Source organism: Acinetobacter sp. FDAARGOS_515 (assembly GCF_003938865.1).
GTDB classification, from domain to species: Bacteria; Pseudomonadota; Gammaproteobacteria; order Pseudomonadales; family Moraxellaceae; genus Acinetobacter; species Acinetobacter ursingii.
This window is the reverse complement of sequence record NZ_RKIX01000003.1, coordinates 1-19,194: the sequence shown is the minus strand read 5'-3', so window position 1 is coordinate 19,194 and position 19,194 is coordinate 1. Positions and strand designations below refer to the sequence as shown.

Here is a 19,194-nt window from a genome sequence, read left to right as displayed (position 1 = left end):
ATTCACTGTATCAAAATGTGTAACGTCACGTAATTTAGTTTAACAAAAAAAGTAAATTGGCTAGATTTGATGTTAGTTTTTTTAAAGCTGTTTGACAAATAAAATCAAGTTTTTTTGTCTGAATCTTCATCAAAAAAAAATTAAAAAATATTTTAGAAAAGTCTGCTTGACATGTTTAAAATGTTGAAAAATATAAATAAAAATAATTGATTAAAAAATGATCAATTTAAACAAAAGCCTTATTTTCACATCACAATACTTTGTCAAGCCTAAAGAAATCCACAATTTTATCCACAGGTTTTGTGGAAAACTGTGGAAAAGTCCAAAATATAAGCATCTTGACCAAATCTTACTCAATCAGGCTTAATTTTTTCTTTAAAGCTCACCAGTATAAATCTTAAAAATGACAAAGCTGAGAAATTAAAATTCTTTAGGTGCGCTTCATGGATGAATCGGATAAAATTATGCGGTATTTTTCTTATGGTAACGTGTGTCTATGTACTCGCCAGTTGAGTCCGATCAGGGATTTAATTTTAAACCTGAGCTGCCAACCAGTTCAGCATATTATCGTTTGCTCAAAAAACTTCGCCGTCAGGTGGGTCATGCGATTCGTGACTTTAAGATGATTGAGGATGGCGATAAAGTCATGGTGTGTGTGTCTGGTGGCAAAGACAGCTACACTTTGCTGGATATTTTATTGCAGTTTAAACGTATCGCGCCGATTAATTTTGATATCGTTGCAGTAAATTTGGACCAGAAACAGCCGGGTTTTCCAGAAGATGTTTTGCCACGTTATATGGAAGAAAATCATATTCCCTATTACATTTTGGAAAAAGACACCTATACCATTACCAAGCGTTTAACCCCTGAGGGTAAAACGTATTGTGCCGTTTGCTCACGGTTACGTCGTGGTTCGCTTTATGGTTTTGCTCAGGAAATAGGGGCGACCAAAGTTGCGCTTGGACATCATCGTGATGATATTATTGCGACTTTCTTTTTAAACCTGTTTCATGGCGGTAGTCTGAAGGCGATGCCACCCAAACTTTTATCTTCAGATAAAAAGAATATTTTGATTCGTCCTTTGGCGTATGTTGAAGAAAAAGACATCATCAAATATGCCGAAATGCGTCAGTTCCCAATTATCCCATGTAATTTGTGCGGTTCTCAGGAAAACCTGCAACGTGCCATGTTGAACGACATGTTACGTGAATGGGACAAACAGTACCCAAAACGCCTACACAGTATCTTTGGTGCTTTGCAAAATGTCTCACCATCACAATTGGCAGATCGTGAATTGTTTGATTTTGAAGTACTTGATTCACAACGTGAATTGGATTTTAAAGACCCTGAAGAAATCAAGAAAAAACTGGATGTTGTTAATCTTAGTTTTGCCGCTGAATAAGCCATTTAAATGCTAACTTACTTATAAGTTAGCATTTTTTTACTCAATGAGTTTGAAAATAATCAGAAATGAATGGTGCGTACAAAAAAGGTTAGCTCAAAATAAAAAGAACGTGCTATAACAATGCACAAGCAAATTGCTTCAAAATGATGTTGTCTATGCTTGATTTAGTCAACACAAGGAATTGAACAAATATATTTGAGGAAAAAACATGCCTGCATTTTTAACTGATGACTGGTTTTCTACTGTCGACCAATTAACTGCTGAGGCAGGTGACTTAAATTTACCACCAGCATTGGCGAATTTGGCAATTAATCTTGTTGTTACCGATTCTACTGGCAACACCGAATTAGCTTTAGATGGCGGAAAAATTCAAAAGGGTTTGTCATCAAATGCAAAAACAACGTTGAATATGGATGCTGAAACTCTTCGTAAAGTGTTTCTAGAGTTTGATATGGCTGCGGCTATGCAGGCATTTATGACGGGTAAAATTAAAGTACAGGGTGATATGTCTCAATTGATGGCATTACAGACTGCTAAACCGAGTCAGGAACAAAAAACTTTGTTCAAAAAAGTGCTTGAACAAACAGCATAATAGTGCGGTATAAAAAAGCTTAGTCCGTCTGGACTAAGCTTTTTTTCTAAACAGCAACAGACTTTAAGATAAATCCAAATATTAAACATCAATCCAGCGTTCACTGGTTTTAATGTGCTCTACATAGGCTCGAATGCGAGTGACATACTGTACAGCCTGACGATAACGACCATTACTGGCTTTATTACGATTTAAATAATCATAAAAACGACCCAGTTATTTGGGTTTTTACCTTGGTTTTGTAAACGCTTCTGGATCTGACTAACGGCACCTGGCCCCATGTTATAAGCCACTAAGGCATACCAGTTACGGTCTGGGTAGGGGATATCCTGATATTGACTGAGCATCAGATCATAATATTTAGCGCCACCTTGAATACTTTGTGCTGGATCAACACGATCGGTTACACCCATCGCCCGTGCGGTATTGTTGGTGAGCATCATCAGCCCACGGACACCTGTAGGTGAAACTGAATTAGGTTTCAGATACGATTCCTGATAACCAATTGCAGCCAGTAGTTGCCAATCCAAATCATACTTTTCAGCAGTTTTCTTGAAACTTGCCTTATAGATCGGTAAGCGATTATCTAAATCACGTTTAATGGTGGGCCATGATTCAGGCGTGACCACGTTGCGATTATAAAATGACGCTAATTGGCCAGTAATACCGTTTTGTTTGCTTTGACAAATAAATCCACTGGCTGTTTGTGAAAGTGGATCGTCGGCATATTTAAATACCCAATTCAATTGAGTATTTAGACCATTTTTGGCCAAATTGGCGTCGTCACCGCAACTGGCTGAAAATGAAATCAAATGCTTATTTTCGACCGTTTTAAAAGTTGCAGTAGTCATGGCAAAGTTTGCTTTGCCTTGTGCAACCATATTTAAGGCGGTCGCATTGTCTTTCACAGTTTTAAAATTCAGCTTAACATTTAAACTTTTTGCATACTGTCTGGTAAGGTCATAACCAAAACCATGTAAAAACTGACCTTCTTTGAACACAGTCGTGGGAGATTCAACTGCGACAACGGTGAGTGTACTGCTATTTACGACATCATTATATTGATGTGTTTTCCCCGCATTAATACTATGAAAAGGAATGAGGGCGGTGCTTAGCGCTAAGGCTCTAAATGGGATGGACGGAAATAGTGAATTTAGGCCAAGCCTCGATCCAGTGGTTGAACTACTGTGCATGTTGTCTCCGCTACAGATAATTTACGCCCTAAAAATCCAGACAAAATGCTTCCAGATTTTCAACAAGTTGGTAAATCCAAGAGGGTGGGCAGTCATGACGTCATTCAAAAAATGACTATAGAAAAACTGACACTATGTAGAAATACTACATAGTTTAAAAAATGACCAAATGTAAGTCAGGGCGAATAATAATCACCTTGAATCTAAATGTCAAATATTCTGCATAAAAAACATACCGACCAATTGCTAAGTTAATGATTTAAAAAAGAGATGTATTTATATAATTTCTACATGTTGAAATCACGGATAAAATGCTAATTCTTGTAAAGACAATGTTGTGTTTTAGTTGGTGGAGATCATGAAATTTCACTTAAAGAGCATCGTCGGCGCAAAACCAAACCAGTTGGCTTTTTTTAAAGGGCTGGTATGAGATTCATGCAGATGGATCTGAGTAACTGATCCCAATGATATACCAGTTTTTCTTGCCAGAAGGGGTTAAGACCTGTACTTCATCATCGATGCTTTTTCCTAAACACGCTTTTGCCATAGGTGACTGGAGGGAAATGTAATCTTTGCGACCATAAATTTCTTCATCGCCGACAATACGAAACTGAATGGTTTCTCCGTCATCATTTTCTAACGCCACCCATGCACCAAAATATGCTTTACCGTCTTGTTCGGGACTATATTCAACTTTGTGTGCAATCTCAAAAAGTTTGGTCAAGTATCTGATTCGACGATCAATTTCTCTTAATTTTCTTTTATTATAGTGGTAGTCTGCGTTTTCAGAGCGATCGCCGAGACTGGCTGCCCAAGACACAATACTAGTAATTTCAGGTCGTTCTTTACGTACCAGATGATTTAACTCATCTTGCAAACGTTGATAGCCTTCCGCTGTTAATAATTTTCGGTTCATCCACCCCTCCATATTTAAAAAAAGTAACTGATTGTACCAGTCCGCAAACTGGTGGTCATTTTTATCTCCAACAAGTTAAAACTGCATTGTAAAGTTTTGACAAGTTTTTTATGTTTTCAGCACTTTGAATAATGGAATGATCACAACCCGAGGTATCTTAAGCATAGGCTGTCGAGTTAAAGCCTGAGCTATACATCATACTGTATAGCGTTTACTCAAGCCTAAGTCCGCCAAGATACGACGATACATCGTTGAAGAGCGATCGGCTTCAAAATGTGCTTCCATCATCAAATCAAGCGGTAATTCTTCAGGCTTTTGTGCTTCCACCATGTCTTGATCCTCTGCAAAAATTTGTGCATTAAAGTCGTACACAGCTTGTAAATCACCTGTTGTGTCAAAATTACGAGTGAGTGGTACAAATAAACGAGTTTTATTATGAGAGATTGGACAGCAAGCATTTAAAATCTTGAGGATCCCATCATGAGGAAAATGAACAGTTAATATGGCCGAAAATGGTGGATAAACATCAAACACACGTTTCCATAAAAAACCTTCAGGAGCTAAATGCTGCAAACCGTGCGGTAGTTACTTACATCGCTGACATATTCTGTTTGGAGGCCATAATCTGTTTTGATAGTTGAATATTTAGGAACGACAGGATTTTCACGGCTCGCAAAAGCTTCGTGATGTACCCATGCAAAATGTGCCACATCAATAAATCCTTCAAGCTGACGACCACTCGAACCTGCGATATCTACATAAGGTGGTAAAATGGCTTGATGAGCTGGATCTTCCATGTATCAAGCACTGGGAAATGAGCAGATTCGACATCGTGGTTTTGGATGCTGGTCCAGATCAGCCCATATTTTTGCACAACAGGAAATTTGCTTAGACGAAATCGATCTGAAATCTTGGTGAGCTCTGGCTGTGCAGGTATTTTTGTACATTTGCCTGCTGCGTTATAGCGTAAACCATGATAAGGACATACAATTTCTTCACCTTCCACCCATCCTTTTGTTAAAGGAACACCACGATGTGGGCAAATATCCCGTACCAGATGAATGTCGCCAGATTCAGTTTTATACAATGCCATTTTGACATCTAACAATGTCACTTGTTGCGGTTGAGTTGAAACATCTTCAATGCGAGCCACTGGATACCAATGTTGAGAAAGAATTTCCCAATCCCGATCTTCGAATTGGCTATTGCACGGTTTATTGATTAAATTGATCACTGGGATGGCATTCATGGCTGCACCTTGTAGATAATTTTGCTGAGATTGGATGCAGTATTGAATAGATGCTGTATATTATCTATTAGAATGATTTGTATAAACTGTTCTAAAAAACAGAATGATCTTAAACGTGATGCATTTGCTAGGCCATGACATTGATGAACGTTCCATTTTCACGCTTTGCTGAGTACTTTTTGGTGGTGGCTGAAACCGAAAATTTACACAAAGCGGCAGAACAGCTTTTTATTTCTGTGTCAGCAGTGCACCGCCAAATAACGCTCGCTGAAGAACAATTAGATATTGCACTTTTGAACGTTTGCCCAATGGTTTAAAACTAACGCTCGCAGGCGAATTACTTTATTCAGATTTATTACGTTGGAAAAAAGAATTTCAGCAAACCCGTATTCGTTTTGATGAGATACAGGGGCTAAAGCGTGGTTCTATCGAATTAGGATTGATTTCTGCTTTGAGTGATGGCTTTGTGATTGAATCCTTAGCCGATTTACAGCAGCAATATCCGTGGATTAGCTTCAATATTCATACCCATGAAAGTAAAGTGATTATTCAAAAAATTATCAACACCGAAATCGATTTTGGTTTGATTTTAGATCCTATCATTCATACTCAACTTGAGGTTTTATCTTTCATTGAAATTCCAATCGGTTTTGTCATGAGTCCAGATCATGCTCTTGCTACCCAGTCCAAACTCACACTGGCGGATACCTTTGAAAGTCGTCATATCATGGCAGATGCTCCTTTAATTATTCATGAGCGAGTGATGGCTATGTATAAAAAGCAGCATATCGTGCCTATACATCAAACCCTGACCAATGATATTCGTCTTATGATTTCCATGTTAAAAAGAAATATGGGCATTGCAATTTTAAGTTATCTGGATGTTTACACAGCGGTTGCAAATAAAGAGTTAGTGTTTGTTCCGATTCATGAAAAGGGCATTCAGCCTTTAACACTGGCGCTTTGTGCAGGGCAACGTCGTCAACTTTCCAGAATTTCTCAATCTTGATACAACAATTGAGTCGAAAGATGGAAACATTAAAAGTCCATGTTAACGACCAAAAATAGTTTGTAAGCCTACTAAAGGCTTCACATGAATTAAAAATATCGGTTACTTATGGCTGATTTTGCTTAATGGCTTGCAAACCAGCTAGAGAGAACGTCATGAGATGTTGAAGTAATTGCTGTGAGTCCATCTGAGAAATATTTTGTAGCGGTGTTGGAACATTGTTGCTGGCAATAATCAGCATCATACATGGTGCAACGACACTTAGCACACAAGGCAAAATTGAGGATGGTTTTCATCTAGTCCTGAGACCTGACTGATAATTTGGCGAATATAATGAAATTTTCTGGCACCATCATGTGCCATGAATTGTTCTAAATAAGGGGAAGGGCAAATAACTCACGAATAAAAACTTTACTATGCCAAAGATCTTTTTCAACCAATTTCTGAATGAGTGTTTCAAAAAAACTTCCAGTTTCGAGTAGGAGAGAGTGAGCTTTGTACTAACTCCGCCAATTGCTGTTCGTCGATATAATGTCGATGGGCTTCTACCAAAACTGCTTTATATAAGCCATCTCGTCCTTCAAAATGATAATTAATTGCGGCAAGATCGACCTGAGCCAGTTGGGCAATTGCTTTATTGGTGGTTTGAGCTAAACCTTCTTGCGCAATTAAATGACCTGCTGCTTCAATAATTTTCGCTTTTGTTAAATCACCATCGCGGCGACGAGATCTGGACATAAGATAACCTAAATCAAATTTTGCTTTTAAGTATATATTTTTTTGTCAAGTTGAGGTAATTTAAATTTAAATTGAATTTAAACTTTAATAATTTTATTCAAGGCGACTCACATGAAGAAAAGTGTCATTTGACTATATTGGTCGTTCTGATCATTGCCCTAGCATTTGTAGCCTATTGGTATTGGAATAAAGATAAATCTTCAGAACAGGAGTTGACCTTGTATGGCAATGTTGATATTCGACAAGTGTCATTGGCGTTTGAACAGGCGGGGCGTATTCAGCGCTTAAATGTTCAGGAAGGTGATCAAGTTCATCAAGGGCAAATATTGGCAGAGCTTAATACCGATGCACTTGATATACAAAAACAACAAGCACAAGCGCAATTGAATGTACAAAAACAAGCCGTTATTGCACAGCAAGTAGGCACTCGACCTGAACAAATTACCCAAGCTCAAGCACAGTTGGCTTCTGCACAAGCACAGCTTGAAAAAGCCACTAAAGATGTTCAGCGTTTACAGTCATTGAGTAATAGTACCGCAGGGCAAGCCATGAGTCAGCAGGAACTCGATTTGCTAGAGCCAGCCAGAAGACTGCTGCTGCCACGGTCAAAGAACAACAAGCCAATCTTGTTTTGTTAGAAAAAGGGGCAAGGGCTGAAGATCGGGCTGCCACCAAAGCACAATTTGACGTCAGTCAGGCGAATCTGAATTTGATTGAATATCAATTAAGCCAAAGTGTATTACGTTCACCAGTCAATGCTGTAGTACGCGCTAGATTACAAGAAGTAGGGATATGACCACTGCTCAAAAAGTCGTTTATACACTGGCACTCACAGATCTAAATGGGTACGTGTCTATGCAATGAACAGCAATTGGGTTTAATTAAAATGGGAAATCAGGCGCAAATTTTTCGTGATTCACAACCAAACCAGCCGATTTCAGGCAAGATTGGTTACATCTCTTCTGTAGCAGAATTTACACCAAAAACAGTGCAAACCGAGGATATTCGAACCACTTTGGTTATGAGGTTCGAGTTTATGTAAATGATCCTCACGACCAATTAAAAATGGGTCAACCTGTGACTGTTAAAATTGCCAAGACGCAGTGAGTAATTATTTATGAATGACTTGCTAAACCATACATCTGATGTGGTGATTACGCAAAATTTGCGACAGGTCTTTCGCGCAGAAAATAAAAAAATGCCTGATATTTGTGCTCTTCAGGATTTAAATATACAAATAAGATCAGGGCAACTGACTGCTTTGGTCGGACCAGATGGTGCAGGAAAACCACATTTTTGCGTTTAATCGCGGGGTTGTATCAACCCACTTCAGGTTCTTTACAGGTACTAGGGATTGATATTTGCCAAAATCCGCAAGCCGTACAGAATCGTATTAGTTATATGCCACAACGATTTGGTTTATATGAAGATTTAACTGTTCAGGAAATTTAGACCTCTACGCAGATTTGCATGGCGTTCCCTTGAAATACGCAAACAACGTTTGCTCGATTATTAGAGATTACAGATCTTAGTAAGTTACCCAAAGACCCGCGGGCAATCTATCTGGTGGTATGAAACAAAAACTGGTTTAGCTTGTACTTTGGTCCGATCACCCGAGTTATTACTTTTGGATGAACCCAGTGTAGGGGTTGATCTTTGTCCAGACGTGATTATGGCTGATTATTGAACAGCTAGTGAAAGAAGAAAGTTTAAGCGTAATTATCAGTACCGCATATATGGATGAAGCCGAACGCTGCGCTGAAGTTTATGTGATGTATGACGGGAAAATACTGCAACAAGGAACGCCACAGTATTTAAGCGAGCAGGTTCGAGGACTAACGTGGCAGGTCAAGCCGCCCGAGCAGATGAAAGCACGAGAACTACAAGCCCATTTATTGGACAATCATTCATATATTACGGACGCGGTACTAAAGGAGATGAAGTTCGATTTATTACCCGTCCTGATCATCCTAAATTACCCGATGAACAATTACCAAAGGGCGCGGTAGTTTCAGCTCGAGAACCTGAACTTGAAGATGCTTTTATGTGGTTTTTACATCAGGCACAGCAACATGCTCCTACCACGCTTCAGTCCGCACATGATTCGGTTTCTACGGTGCAAATGACGGATGTTCAAGTGGCTAATGTGCAAGTGGCTAAGGTACCAGTTGAGTCTGTAATTGTCGTTAAAGATTAGTACGAAAGTTTGGGGATTTACCGCTGTGGCTAGCACCTCTTTTGATGTCAACGAGGAAAATTTTTGGTTTGCTTGGCCCAAATGGTGCGGGTAAAACCACGACATTTAGAATGCTATGCGGGTTGTTACCTGCAACAAGCGGACACTTGAAGTTGCTGGATTAAATTTGCGTCATGCTCGAGCAAAAGCACGGGCGCGTATTGGTTATGTTTCCCAAAAATTCGCACTCTATGGAAATTTAACAGTTCTGGAAAATTTAAAATTTTTTGGTGGAGCTTATGGTTTATCGGGCAATAGCTCAAACACAAATTGAAAAAGCCTTACAACAATTTGAACTTCAGCCACAAGCCAGAAGTGGTGATTTACCCAATGGATTTAAACAGCGCTTGTCGATGGCAGCTGCTTTATTGCATCAACCAGAAATTGTCTTTCTGACGAACGACAAGTGGCATTGATCCTTTAGCCAGACGAGCCTTTTGGTACACCATTGGGAAACTAGCTGATCAGGGTATGACGATTATTATTACTTACGCACTTTATGGAAGAAGCAGAATATTGTGACCGTATTGCGATACAGGATGCTGGCAAGATGCTGGCTTTGGGTTCTCCAAAACAAGTTCGTCGACAAGCAGGCACAGGCAGTAGTAGTGATATGAATCGCGCGTTTATTGCAATTGTAGAGCAATCTCGTGCCCATCAGCAGGAGCCGGTCTGATGAAATGGTCAGCTTCCATTTTACGTGTGGCTGCTTTAACGCGTAAGGAAATCCAGCAACTACTCAGAATAAAAGTAGTTTAGCAATTGGTCTGATTTTACCGCTAATTTTGATTCTATTATTTGGTTATGGCTTATCTTCGACTTAAATAATGGCCGGGTAGGCGTGGTCGCACAAAAATATTACGCCTCAAAGTCAGCAATTACTTGCAGGTTTAAATGGAACGCCCTATATCACCGCAACGCCTTATAGCAGTTTTTATCAAGCTGAACAGGCGATGGGACGCGCTGAAATAGATGCTATTGTCAATTTACCTTCTGATTTGCACAGCAAAGCGCACAAAATACTGCAACCATACAAGTCATTACTAATGGTCGATCAACCACCATTGCCTCTGCTTTACAGGATATATTTCAGGTGCATTGCAAACAGCGCAAATCATTCAGTCTGATCGAAATAATATGGGCTCAATGCTGGCCTGATCAGTGTCGAACAGCGTATGTGGTTTAATGAGTCAGCAAATAGTACTTGGTTTTTAGTTCCTGGATTAATGGTATTGGTATTGACCTTGATTGGTGCATTTCTCACTGGATTATTATCGCGAGGGAGCGAGAGCGGGGAACGCTCGAAGCTTATTTGTGACACCAGTTCGACCATTGGAAATTGTTTTATCCAAATTGATTCCTTATATCGTGATTGGCATGATCGATATTGTGATGTGTTTATTGGCTGCCAGTTTGATTTTGATGTTCCCATTCGTGCTCATTACTTTCGATTATGAGTGCTTCATTTTTATATTTATTGGTTTCATTGTTATTGGATTGACGATTTCAGGTTTTTCTAGCAGCCAGTTTCAAGCTAGTCAAATCGCTTATTGGTCAGTTTTATGCCAGCAATGATGTTATCGGGATTTGTTTTTGATACACGAAATTTACCTTGGTTGGTGCAAACGATTAGCCAAATTTTGCCTGCGACTCATTTTATGTCTTAATTAAAACGCTATTTTTAGGCGGAGATGACTGGGACTTTGGCTAAAAGAATGTGGCATTTGATGGTGTATGTCGTGATTTTAATGACAGCATCCTGTCGATCACTCAAAAAACTCTGGAGTAACAGCCATATACATAATTTCGTGATGTGGTTGAATTACTTGATGGTATTAGTCAAAAAGGAATTCCTGACCATTTTTAGTGATCCTCCAATCGGGTCATTTTATTTGCACCCTGCCTTGATTCAGGCTTATTGTTTGGCTATGCGCAAATTACGATGTAAACGAGTGGATTATGCGGTCTGGATCAAAGTAAGACGCAAGCTTCTCAACAGTTATTATCACGTCTGGATGGCTCTGGTATTTTTCATCGAACAGCCACTCTCAGATCATTCACAGATTAAAGAAGTAATTGATCAGCGACAGCTTTAGCTGTGATTAGTATCCCTTCTGATTTCGAGATAAGCTCAACCGTGCTCAATCCTCACCTATACAGGTAATTTTAGATGGACGTAATTCCTCAACCGCAGGAATGGCAGGCACTTATATCACTAATGTTGTGAGTTCTTTAAATCAGGAGCGTTTGGGAAATATAACGCCTTTTCAACTGGAAATACGCACATGGTATAACCCAAATCAGGAGTCCAGATGGGGGATTATGCCTTCATTAATTGCTGCTTTGAGTATGATGCAACTTTATTATTGTCCTCACTTTCAGTTGCGCGAGAACGCGAACAAGGGACATTGACCAGCTTTTAGTGACTCCTTATACCCCGCTTCACATCATGATTGGTAAAGCATTACCCCCTATTTTTATGGTTTAATACATCGACTATTATTTATTGATTATTATGTTCTGGTTCGATATTCCCATGAATGGTTCTTTGGGACTTTTATATTTTGGTTTGTTGTGTTTTAACATTGCGGTAGTGGTGTGGTTTATCAATTTCTGCAATTTCCCTCAATATGCAACAGGCGATGTTATTTACTTTCTTTTGATCATGCCTTTAATGTTGTTATCCGGATTGCTAACCCCTATACAGAATATGCCACATGTTCTACAAATTGCGACGTATGCCAATCCTTTACGTTTTGGAATTGATTTGGTGCAAAGGTTTATCTGGAAGGAGCAACTTTAAACAGGTAAAAAATGATTTTGTACCTATTTTGTCTTAGCAATTATTACTTTGCCATTGGCTGCGTGGCTATTTAGAAATCGTTTATCTAAATAATGTTTGGATAGTTTTATTATTTTTCATACTGTATTTTACTAGCTGAGAATAAGGATTAAACACGTTTTGTAAAAACCGACTTCATAGTTTAGCCATTGTTCATTGAGTTGAATTTCTCATTTTACATGAGTTTAAACAAGGATGTAAAACTATGAAGAGGACACTTCTTTTTTTAGGATCAATAGGGCTTTTTAGTAGTATGCCAATGTATGCCTCGGATTTAAGCATTGCGATCCAAGCACAGATATAGGTCAATTGAAACTTTCTGGCGCAATTCGCACTCGATATATTCATAAGGATTATGTGTTGAAGCAAATGAAGGTTCAAAAAATGATGACTGGCACTTGCTGATATTAAAACAGTTTTAATCTATGAAAATCCAGATTGGATTGCATCATTAGATTTGCGTTGCTATCAATATCATCGATTGTGTGACGCATTATTTTTAAAAGATGCATGGGCAGGTTATAAAATTTCAAATCAGCAGCGCATCTCAGTTGGTTTTCAATCAGTCGATTTTGGATTTGGACGACTATGGGGCAATAGCTATTATGAAACTTTGCTCAATACTGTAGGGCTAGAAGATATTCAAAATTTAGGGATGAAGTATCAATTTAAGGATGATCAATACAATTTTATTTTAGGTTTTTATCCTACTGATGGTGGAAATTATAAAGGGACTTCTAAAGATTCCAGTCGTTATAGTGGTAACTTCGTTGAAGCTGATGATTTGACTCAAGGTACTGATATTAATGAGAAAAATATGTGGATCACACGTTTTTCACGGAAATTTGAATTGAATGCTACAGAAAACTTTTCGACTGAAATTGGAGGATCGTACTGGTATTCAGAACTGCAAAATCATCGCACTGATCAACATGGAAATCGTCGTACATGGAGCATTTTTAGCACCACTAATTATCAGGCGTGGCAATGGTTATTTTTATTTGGAGAGCAAAATATCAAAAATGGAGATGATTTGCTGCCAAACACTTCAACGATTGGGGCATTTGATTATCCTTATCAAGTCGCCAATAAAGGCCAATATATGGCTAATGAGATTAATTATACTTTTGCCAAGCCCTTCCATCAGTTAGAAAATATTAAGCCATATGTATCTTATAGTCGTTTCTATAAAGATGAATCTGGATATCAAGATTCTGATCGTTTAATTGCGGGTTTATATTTTAACTATAAAAAAGTGGGAATACAGGGAGAATATATCTTGAGTCGTAATGATCCCATGACAGGTAGTGGTGCAGATGGACTTGCTCAAGGTGATAGTAATCAATGGAATAAGTTATTTTATTTATCGATTGGCTATTATTTCTAAAGCCGTCAATCCCATGTATAAGGCCAGCCAAATTTAATCATGAGGCTGGCTTCTTTGCTACAAAAAGACTTTTTCTGTCTGTTGGGTGATTGGTTCAATCGGTTGGATCAACTGACCACGACTTAGATTCTGAATATGTTGTAAACGGTTGATCAGTTCATTTTGAATAAATAGGATACAGGTCTGTAGTTTAGATGAACTTTTTAAACGTGAAGGATACACCGCCCAAACATCAGCATCTTGCCAGTACTGAGGCAAGATATGCTGTAACTGACCGCTAATCAATTCATCAGCCACATCCCAGATTGAACGTAGGATAATACCATGCCCCTCGGTTAATTGGTGAATAATTTCACCGTTATTAGATACGAAACGTGGAGTAACGTGTACTGACCGATCTTCTGACCAATGACGAAGTTTCCACAGCACTGAGGATTGGTCACGTTCACTAATAGTTAAACAATCATGAGTCCGCAGATCTTCTAGACTTTCAGGTATTCCATTTTTCATTAGATAGCTAGGTGATGCACAGAAAATCCGAAAATTAGATGCTAATTTTTTAGCGATCATATTGGGGGCAATATCATTGCCAATGCGAATATCCAGATCAATGCTGTGTTGAATCAGGTCTTTGGTGTTATCGATGGTATCAAACTGAATTTCGAGTTTGGAATACATGGTCATCAATTTAGATAAGATCGGCGCAATATGCTTTCGCCCAAAACCGAAGCTGCTGACAATGTCGAGATGACCTGTGGGCGTGCTTAAGGGGTTATTCACCAGTTCACTGATTTCATCAAATTCATCCAGAATATTTGATACACGATCCAAAATGAGTTTGCCATCTTCAGTTAAGCTCACGTGTCGAGTACTACGATGAAACAGTTTGCAGTTCAGGTTGGTTTCTAAAATATTGATGCGTTTACTGATAAATGCAGGTGAAGCACCCAGCTCCTCAGCTGAATCGACAAAACTCTTGCGTTTGGCGACTGTGCAAAAAACCTTTAAATCCGATAGGTTAGGTAGATTATTCACGATCCGTGTCCATTGGGGTGATAGTTTTCTTATTGATCATTGTTGCTGAAAACAGCATGTTTACAGCTAAGGATATTAACCAAAGGTGTAAGGGAGCGTTATGGCAAAAAAGTATAAAGTTGCCACGATTGCGGGTGATGGGATTGGTTAGAAGTTCTACCAGAAGGCATCAAGGTTGTAAAGGCGGCAGTAGATAAATATGGCATTCAAGTTCAAATGGATAGCTTCGATTGGGCCAGCTGCGATTATTACCTTGAACACGGCAAAATGATGCCAGATAACTGGTTCGAAGTCTTACAGGAATATGATGCTATCTTCTTTGGTGCGGTGGGTTGGCCTGAAAAGGTGCCTGATCACATTTCACTATGGGGATCATTACTCCAGTTCCGTCGTTGTTTTGATCAGTATGTGAATTTACGTCCTGTTCGGTTAATGCCTGGGGTGAAATGTCCATTGGCTGGCAAGCAACCGGGCGATATCGATTTTTATGTGGTGCGTGAAAACAGCGAAGGTGAGTATTCTGCCATTGGTGGTAAAGCCTTTGAAGGTACTGATCGTGAGTTTGTCTTGCAGGAAGCGGTGTTTACCCGTCATGGTGTTGACCGTATTTTAAAATATGCATTTGAATTTGCTGATCAGCGTGAGGCTAAAAAAATCACGGCTGCGACCAAATCCAATGGCATTGCAGTCAGCATGCCGTACTGGGACGAACGTGTCGATGAAATGGCAAAACGCTATCCACAGATCAAGGCAGATAAACAGCATGTCGATATTTTAGCGGCACGTTTTGTTCTACAGCCTGAGCGTTTTGATGTGGTGGTGGCATCGAATTTATTTGGTGACATCTTGTCGGATTTAGGCCCTGCATGCACGGGTACCATTGGTTTGGCGGCTTCGGCAAACCTCAACCCTGAACGTAAATTCCCGTCATTGTTTGAGCCTGTACATGGTTCAGCACCTGATATTTACGGTCAGCAAATTGCCAATCCGATTGCGGCGATCTGGTCGGGTGCGATGATGTTGGATTTCTTGGCAGATGGAGATGAGCAGGTCATTCAGGCAGGACAGGAAATCATGCAGGCAATTGAGCATGTGTTGGTGCATGGCCCGAAAACGCCTGATGTCGGTGGAACTGCCAAGACCTATGAAGTGGGTGATGCGATTGCATCCTGTTTGACTCAGCAAAAAATGGATTTATTCGCAATGGAGTAAGTACCCCTGAGGGAATAGTCACTATCCGAGATGGATTGAATAGATATGGATAATCAAATTACAAAACCTTATACAGATAAGACGCTTGCGATCACCAGTCTTGCCGTTGTATTTACATCGGTGGCTGGTTTGGCAATCTACTCATCTGAATCAATACAACTGGCTGCAAAATGGATGCAGTGGACCACGTCGGTGTTTACCACGCCAGTGCTTTTATTTACGTTTTTATCAATTATTTTTACCTTCGGTTTGGCCTTTAGCAAATACGGCAAAATCAAGCTTGGTGAAGGTAAGCCCCAATACAGCACCATGTCATGGATTTTCATGTTCATTTTGTCGGGGATTGGATCTTCTACCTTGTACTGGGGATTTCTAGACTGGGCCTATTACTACCAAACTCCGGGTTTGAATTTAGCCCCTGAATCGGCTGAAGCACTGAAATACAGTGTGGCTTATTCCTTCTTTCACTCCGGTTTGAGTGCATGGTCGATCTATGCTTTGGCATCGATTTCACTGTGTTACAGCTACCATGTCAGAAAGAATAAAGGCCTGAGCTTAGCGTCAATGGTGGAAGCGGTCACTGGCTTTAAAGCGACAGGACCTGTTGGACGTGTCGTTGATCTGATGTTCTTGCTGTGTATGTTTGGTGCCTTGACCATTTCACTGGTTTTGACTGCGGTCACTTTTACCAACATTCTGTCGCAACTCACGGGTATTCCCAATACCTTCATGACCAAAGTCATCATTATATTGGCGGTGTCGGTGTTATTTGCACTCAGCTCCTATGTCGGTATGGATAAAGGCATGCAGCGTTTGAGTCATATGGTGTGCTTGGGTGTGGTGCTGTTCGCGATCTACGTGCTCTGCTTTGGGCCAACCCAATTCATTATGAATAATTCATTGATGAGTTTTGGTCTGATGGCGACTAACTTTGTCGATATGAGTCTGTTTACCGACCCGATGGGCGATGGAAAATTCACCCGTGAATGGACGGTGTTCTATTGGTTATGGTGGATTTCTTATGCACCCGGTGTCGCGCTATTCGTAACACGTGTCTCAAAAGGCCGTACCATTAAAGAAGTGATTCTTGCCATGGTCATCGGCGGTAGCGTTGGTTTATGGTTCATCTTTGGCGTATTTGAAAATTACAGCGTTCATAGCTTTATTCACGGCATGGTCAATGTGCCGCAAATCTTGAGTCAGCAAGGCGGTGAAGTGGCAATTGGTCAACTGTTGGGCTTATTGCCAGCAGGCAAGCTGATGATGTGGTTGTTCCTTGGCATTATGGTGATTTTCCTTGCAGCACATATGGATGCGGTGGGCTATGCGGTTTCTGCAACCTGTACCCGTGGTTTAAGTGAAGGGCAAGATCCATCTCCGAATGCGCGTTTGTTTTGGTGTCTGATGTTAACCCTAGTGCCGATTGCGATGATCTTCTCTAAGGCGCCGTTAGACACCATGAAAACTGCGACGATTGTGACTGCCTTGCCGTTTATTGTGATTATTCTGGTGCAGACTTATGGTTTGGTGAAGTGGCTGATTGAGGATTATTCCAAGGTGCCATCACATTTGATCGAGCAGAGTAGCTTTAGTGAGCTGGAAGCCCTTGAGCATACTGATTCAAATCAACAGATGCAGATTGATATTGCTGCAACACCACTTGCACATAAAAGTAGTCAAAAGGAATTGTTATGACACAGCAACCGAACACGCGCTATGAGTTAAGCGAAGAAATGCAAAGTCTGGTGTATTGGAGCAGCATTTATTCAGCAGCGGATAACGATATTGATTCAATTCGTGCAGCCTACGATGCCATGTGCCTGCATTACACCTTGCCACGCGATGGTGCGGTCAATATTGAAGATAAAACCGTTGCGCATGCCACTCATCCCGTCAGTGTTCGGTTGTATTCCCCACTGGGTGAGGCACCTGAAGCGGGTTGGCCTTGTATTCTGTTTATCCATGGTGGTGGCTGGATGCTGGGTAATCTAGATTCACATGAATTTATTACTCGCTATTTATGTCGTGATCTGAATGTTGCAGTACTGAGTGTGGATTATCGTTTGGTACCAGAACATCATTTTCCCGCTGCTTATGAAGACTGTGAAACGGTCTATCACTGGCTCCGCGCGCATGGCGCAGACTGGAACATTGATCCAACGCAGATTGTGTTAGCTGGCGACAGTGCAGGAGGCAATTTAGCTGCGGCATTGGCGGTTCAGTTACAACATACAGGTGTGCAGGCTTGTGGTTTGGCTTTGATCTATCCATGTTTGGGCAGCAGTTTTGATACTGCGTCTTGTCAGCAACATGCACGGGCGCCGTTACTGACACTCGAGGAAATGCATTATTACTTAAGTGAATATGCACTGAATGCAAGCGACTGGCAGGACACTCGTTTAACACCACTTTTGGCAGAAGATTTGAGTGACATGCCACGTAGCTTTGTTGCGGTGGCTGAATACGATCCACTGAGTGACGATGGGCGTATTTTTGTGGACAAGTTAAAACAAGCCAATATTGCCGCCGAGTTTTATCTCGGCAAAGGATTACTACATGGCAGTTTACGTTTAGTACGGGATTGTCCTGTGGTGCAGGATTTATATCAGCAGATGCTGAGTTCGTTAAAGCAAATGTTCAAGTGATTTGAACATCAGCCAATTTTGATAAAACGGTCTTTAGGACAAAACATTTTAATGGAGTAAAACCATGAATGCAGTTGAAAAATTACCAGAAGATTTCTGTTCAAACCCAGATGTGGCATGGACATTTCCAAAAGTGTTCTATACCTCATCTCAGGTGTTTGAGCGTGAAAAAGAAGAAATTTTTGCGAAAAGTTGGATTTGCGTGGCACATGGCAGTGAAGTCGCCCAAGCCAATGACTATATTACCCGTAAGGTAATTGGTGAAAATATTATCGTGATTCGCGGCAAAGACAGCGTATTACGTGCATTTTATAATGTCTGCCCGCATCGTGGCCATGAGTTGTTAAATGGCAGTGGCAAAGCCAAAAATGTGATTACCTGTCCGTATCATGCATGGACATTCAAGCTGGATGGGAGTTTGGCATTGGCGCGTAACTGTGATCATGTCGAATCTTTCGACAAGCAAAACTCAAGCATGGTGCCGTTAAAAGTTGAGGAATATGGTGGTTTTGTCTTTATCAATATGGATGAAAATGCCACTTGTGTTGAAGATCAGTTGCCAGAGTTTGCACAAAAACTGAATGAAGCTTGTGCGGTCATTAAAGACTTGAAACTGGCTGCACGTTTCGTAACGGAAACACCTGCCAACTGGAAAGTGATCGTGGATAACTATTTAGAATGTTATCACTGCGGCCCTGCACATCCGGGCTTTGCCGACTCGGTACAGGTGGATAA

General features: G+C 40.3%; 7 protein-coding genes and 10 pseudogenes. 12 read left to right on the top strand and 5 right to left on the bottom strand.

All coding sequences use genetic code 11. The annotated features are described in order from the left end of the window. Window positions 1–496 precede the first annotated feature (496 nt). Window positions 497–1,402 (top strand): tRNA 2-thiocytidine(32) synthetase TtcA, encoded by a 906-nt coding sequence (gene ttcA, locus EGS47_RS01690; protein ID WP_004990137.1) that lies wholly within the window; start codon window positions 497–499, stop codon window positions 1,400–1,402. 211 nt (window positions 1,403–1,613) lie between these two features. Further along, complete coding sequence (locus EGS47_RS01685) at window positions 1,614–1,997, top strand: SCP2 sterol-binding domain-containing protein (RefSeq protein ID WP_004990135.1); 384 nt, start codon at window positions 1,614–1,616, stop codon at window positions 1,995–1,997. A gap of 81 nt (window positions 1,998–2,078) precedes the next feature. Here EGS47_RS01685 and EGS47_RS01680 read toward each other — a convergent pair. The 3 genes and pseudogenes from EGS47_RS01680 to EGS47_RS01670 all read right to left on the bottom strand — a co-directional run bounded on the left by EGS47_RS01680 (window position 2,079) and on the right by EGS47_RS01670 (window position 5,355). Next, a pseudogene (locus EGS47_RS01680) lies at window positions 2,079–3,190 on the bottom strand (transglycosylase SLT domain-containing protein). A gap of 433 nt (window positions 3,191–3,623) precedes the next feature. Continuing rightward, window positions 3,624–4,106 carry a transcription elongation factor GreB gene (gene greB / locus EGS47_RS01675; RefSeq protein WP_005003461.1) on the bottom strand — a complete coding sequence of 161 codons (483 nt, stop codon included), beginning with the start codon at window positions 4,104–4,106 and terminating at the stop codon, window positions 3,624–3,626. A gap of 195 nt (window positions 4,107–4,301) precedes the next feature. Further along, window positions 4,302–5,355, bottom strand: a pseudogene (locus EGS47_RS01670) (Rieske 2Fe-2S domain-containing protein). A gap of 143 nt (window positions 5,356–5,498) precedes the next feature. Here EGS47_RS01670 and EGS47_RS01665 point away from each other — a divergent pair. Then, window positions 5,499–6,423 (top strand): annotated as a pseudogene (locus EGS47_RS01665) (LysR family transcriptional regulator). Window positions 6,424–6,470: 47 nt separating this feature from the next. Here the strand turns inward: EGS47_RS01665 and EGS47_RS01660 are convergent. After that, window positions 6,471–7,102: pseudogene (locus EGS47_RS01660) on the bottom strand (TetR/AcrR family transcriptional regulator). A 149-nt stretch (window positions 7,103–7,251) separates the two neighbouring features. On the opposite strand from EGS47_RS01660, the pseudogene EGS47_RS01655 reads away from it, so the two are divergent. The 5 genes and pseudogenes from EGS47_RS01655 to EGS47_RS01630 all read left to right on the top strand — a co-directional run bounded on the left by EGS47_RS01655 (window position 7,252) and on the right by EGS47_RS01630 (window position 13,567). Further along, window positions 7,252–8,209 (top strand): annotated as a pseudogene (locus EGS47_RS01655) (biotin/lipoyl-binding protein). Between the two features lie 10 nt (window positions 8,210–8,219). After that, window positions 8,220–10,014 (top strand): annotated as a pseudogene (locus EGS47_RS01650) (ATP-binding cassette domain-containing protein). Continuing rightward, a pseudogene (locus EGS47_RS18835) lies at window positions 10,014–11,116 on the top strand (ABC transporter permease); the annotation flags it as partial. The pseudogenes EGS47_RS01650 and EGS47_RS18835, both read left to right, overlap by 1 nt. A gap of 758 nt (window positions 11,117–11,874) precedes the next feature. Continuing rightward, the gene (locus EGS47_RS01635; RefSeq protein ID WP_171455405.1) at window positions 11,875–12,141 is read left to right on the top strand and encodes an ABC transporter permease; all 267 of its coding nucleotides are present in this window, start codon (window positions 11,875–11,877) and stop codon (window positions 12,139–12,141) included. 244 nt (window positions 12,142–12,385) lie between these two features. Next, a pseudogene (locus EGS47_RS01630) lies at window positions 12,386–13,567 on the top strand (hypothetical protein). 57 nt (window positions 13,568–13,624) lie between these two features. On the opposite strand, the gene EGS47_RS01625 reads toward EGS47_RS01630, so the two are convergent. Continuing rightward, a complete protein-coding gene (locus EGS47_RS01625; RefSeq protein WP_125269128.1) occupies window positions 13,625–14,602 on the bottom strand; it encodes a LysR family transcriptional regulator in 978 nt (325 codons plus the stop codon). Between the two features lie 100 nt (window positions 14,603–14,702). Between EGS47_RS01625 and EGS47_RS01620 the strand changes: the two are divergent. The 4 genes and pseudogenes from EGS47_RS01620 to cntA form a co-directional block, all read left to right on the top strand. Then, window positions 14,703–15,814: pseudogene (locus EGS47_RS01620) on the top strand (tartrate dehydrogenase). A 39-nt stretch (window positions 15,815–15,853) separates the two neighbouring features. Beyond that, window positions 15,854–17,509: a BCCT family transporter gene (locus tag EGS47_RS01615; protein WP_162897688.1), complete on the top strand. Its 1,656-nt coding sequence runs from the start codon at window positions 15,854–15,856 to the stop codon at window positions 17,507–17,509. Continuing rightward, the gene (locus EGS47_RS01610) at window positions 17,506–18,459 is read left to right on the top strand and encodes an alpha/beta hydrolase (protein WP_125269127.1); all 954 of its coding nucleotides are present in this window, start codon (window positions 17,506–17,508) and stop codon (window positions 18,457–18,459) included. Before EGS47_RS01615 ends, EGS47_RS01610 begins: the two co-directional genes overlap by 4 nt. Window positions 18,460–18,523: 64 nt before the next feature. Beyond that, window positions 18,524–19,194 (top strand): annotated as a pseudogene (gene cntA / locus EGS47_RS01605) (carnitine monooxygenase subunit alpha); the annotation flags it as partial.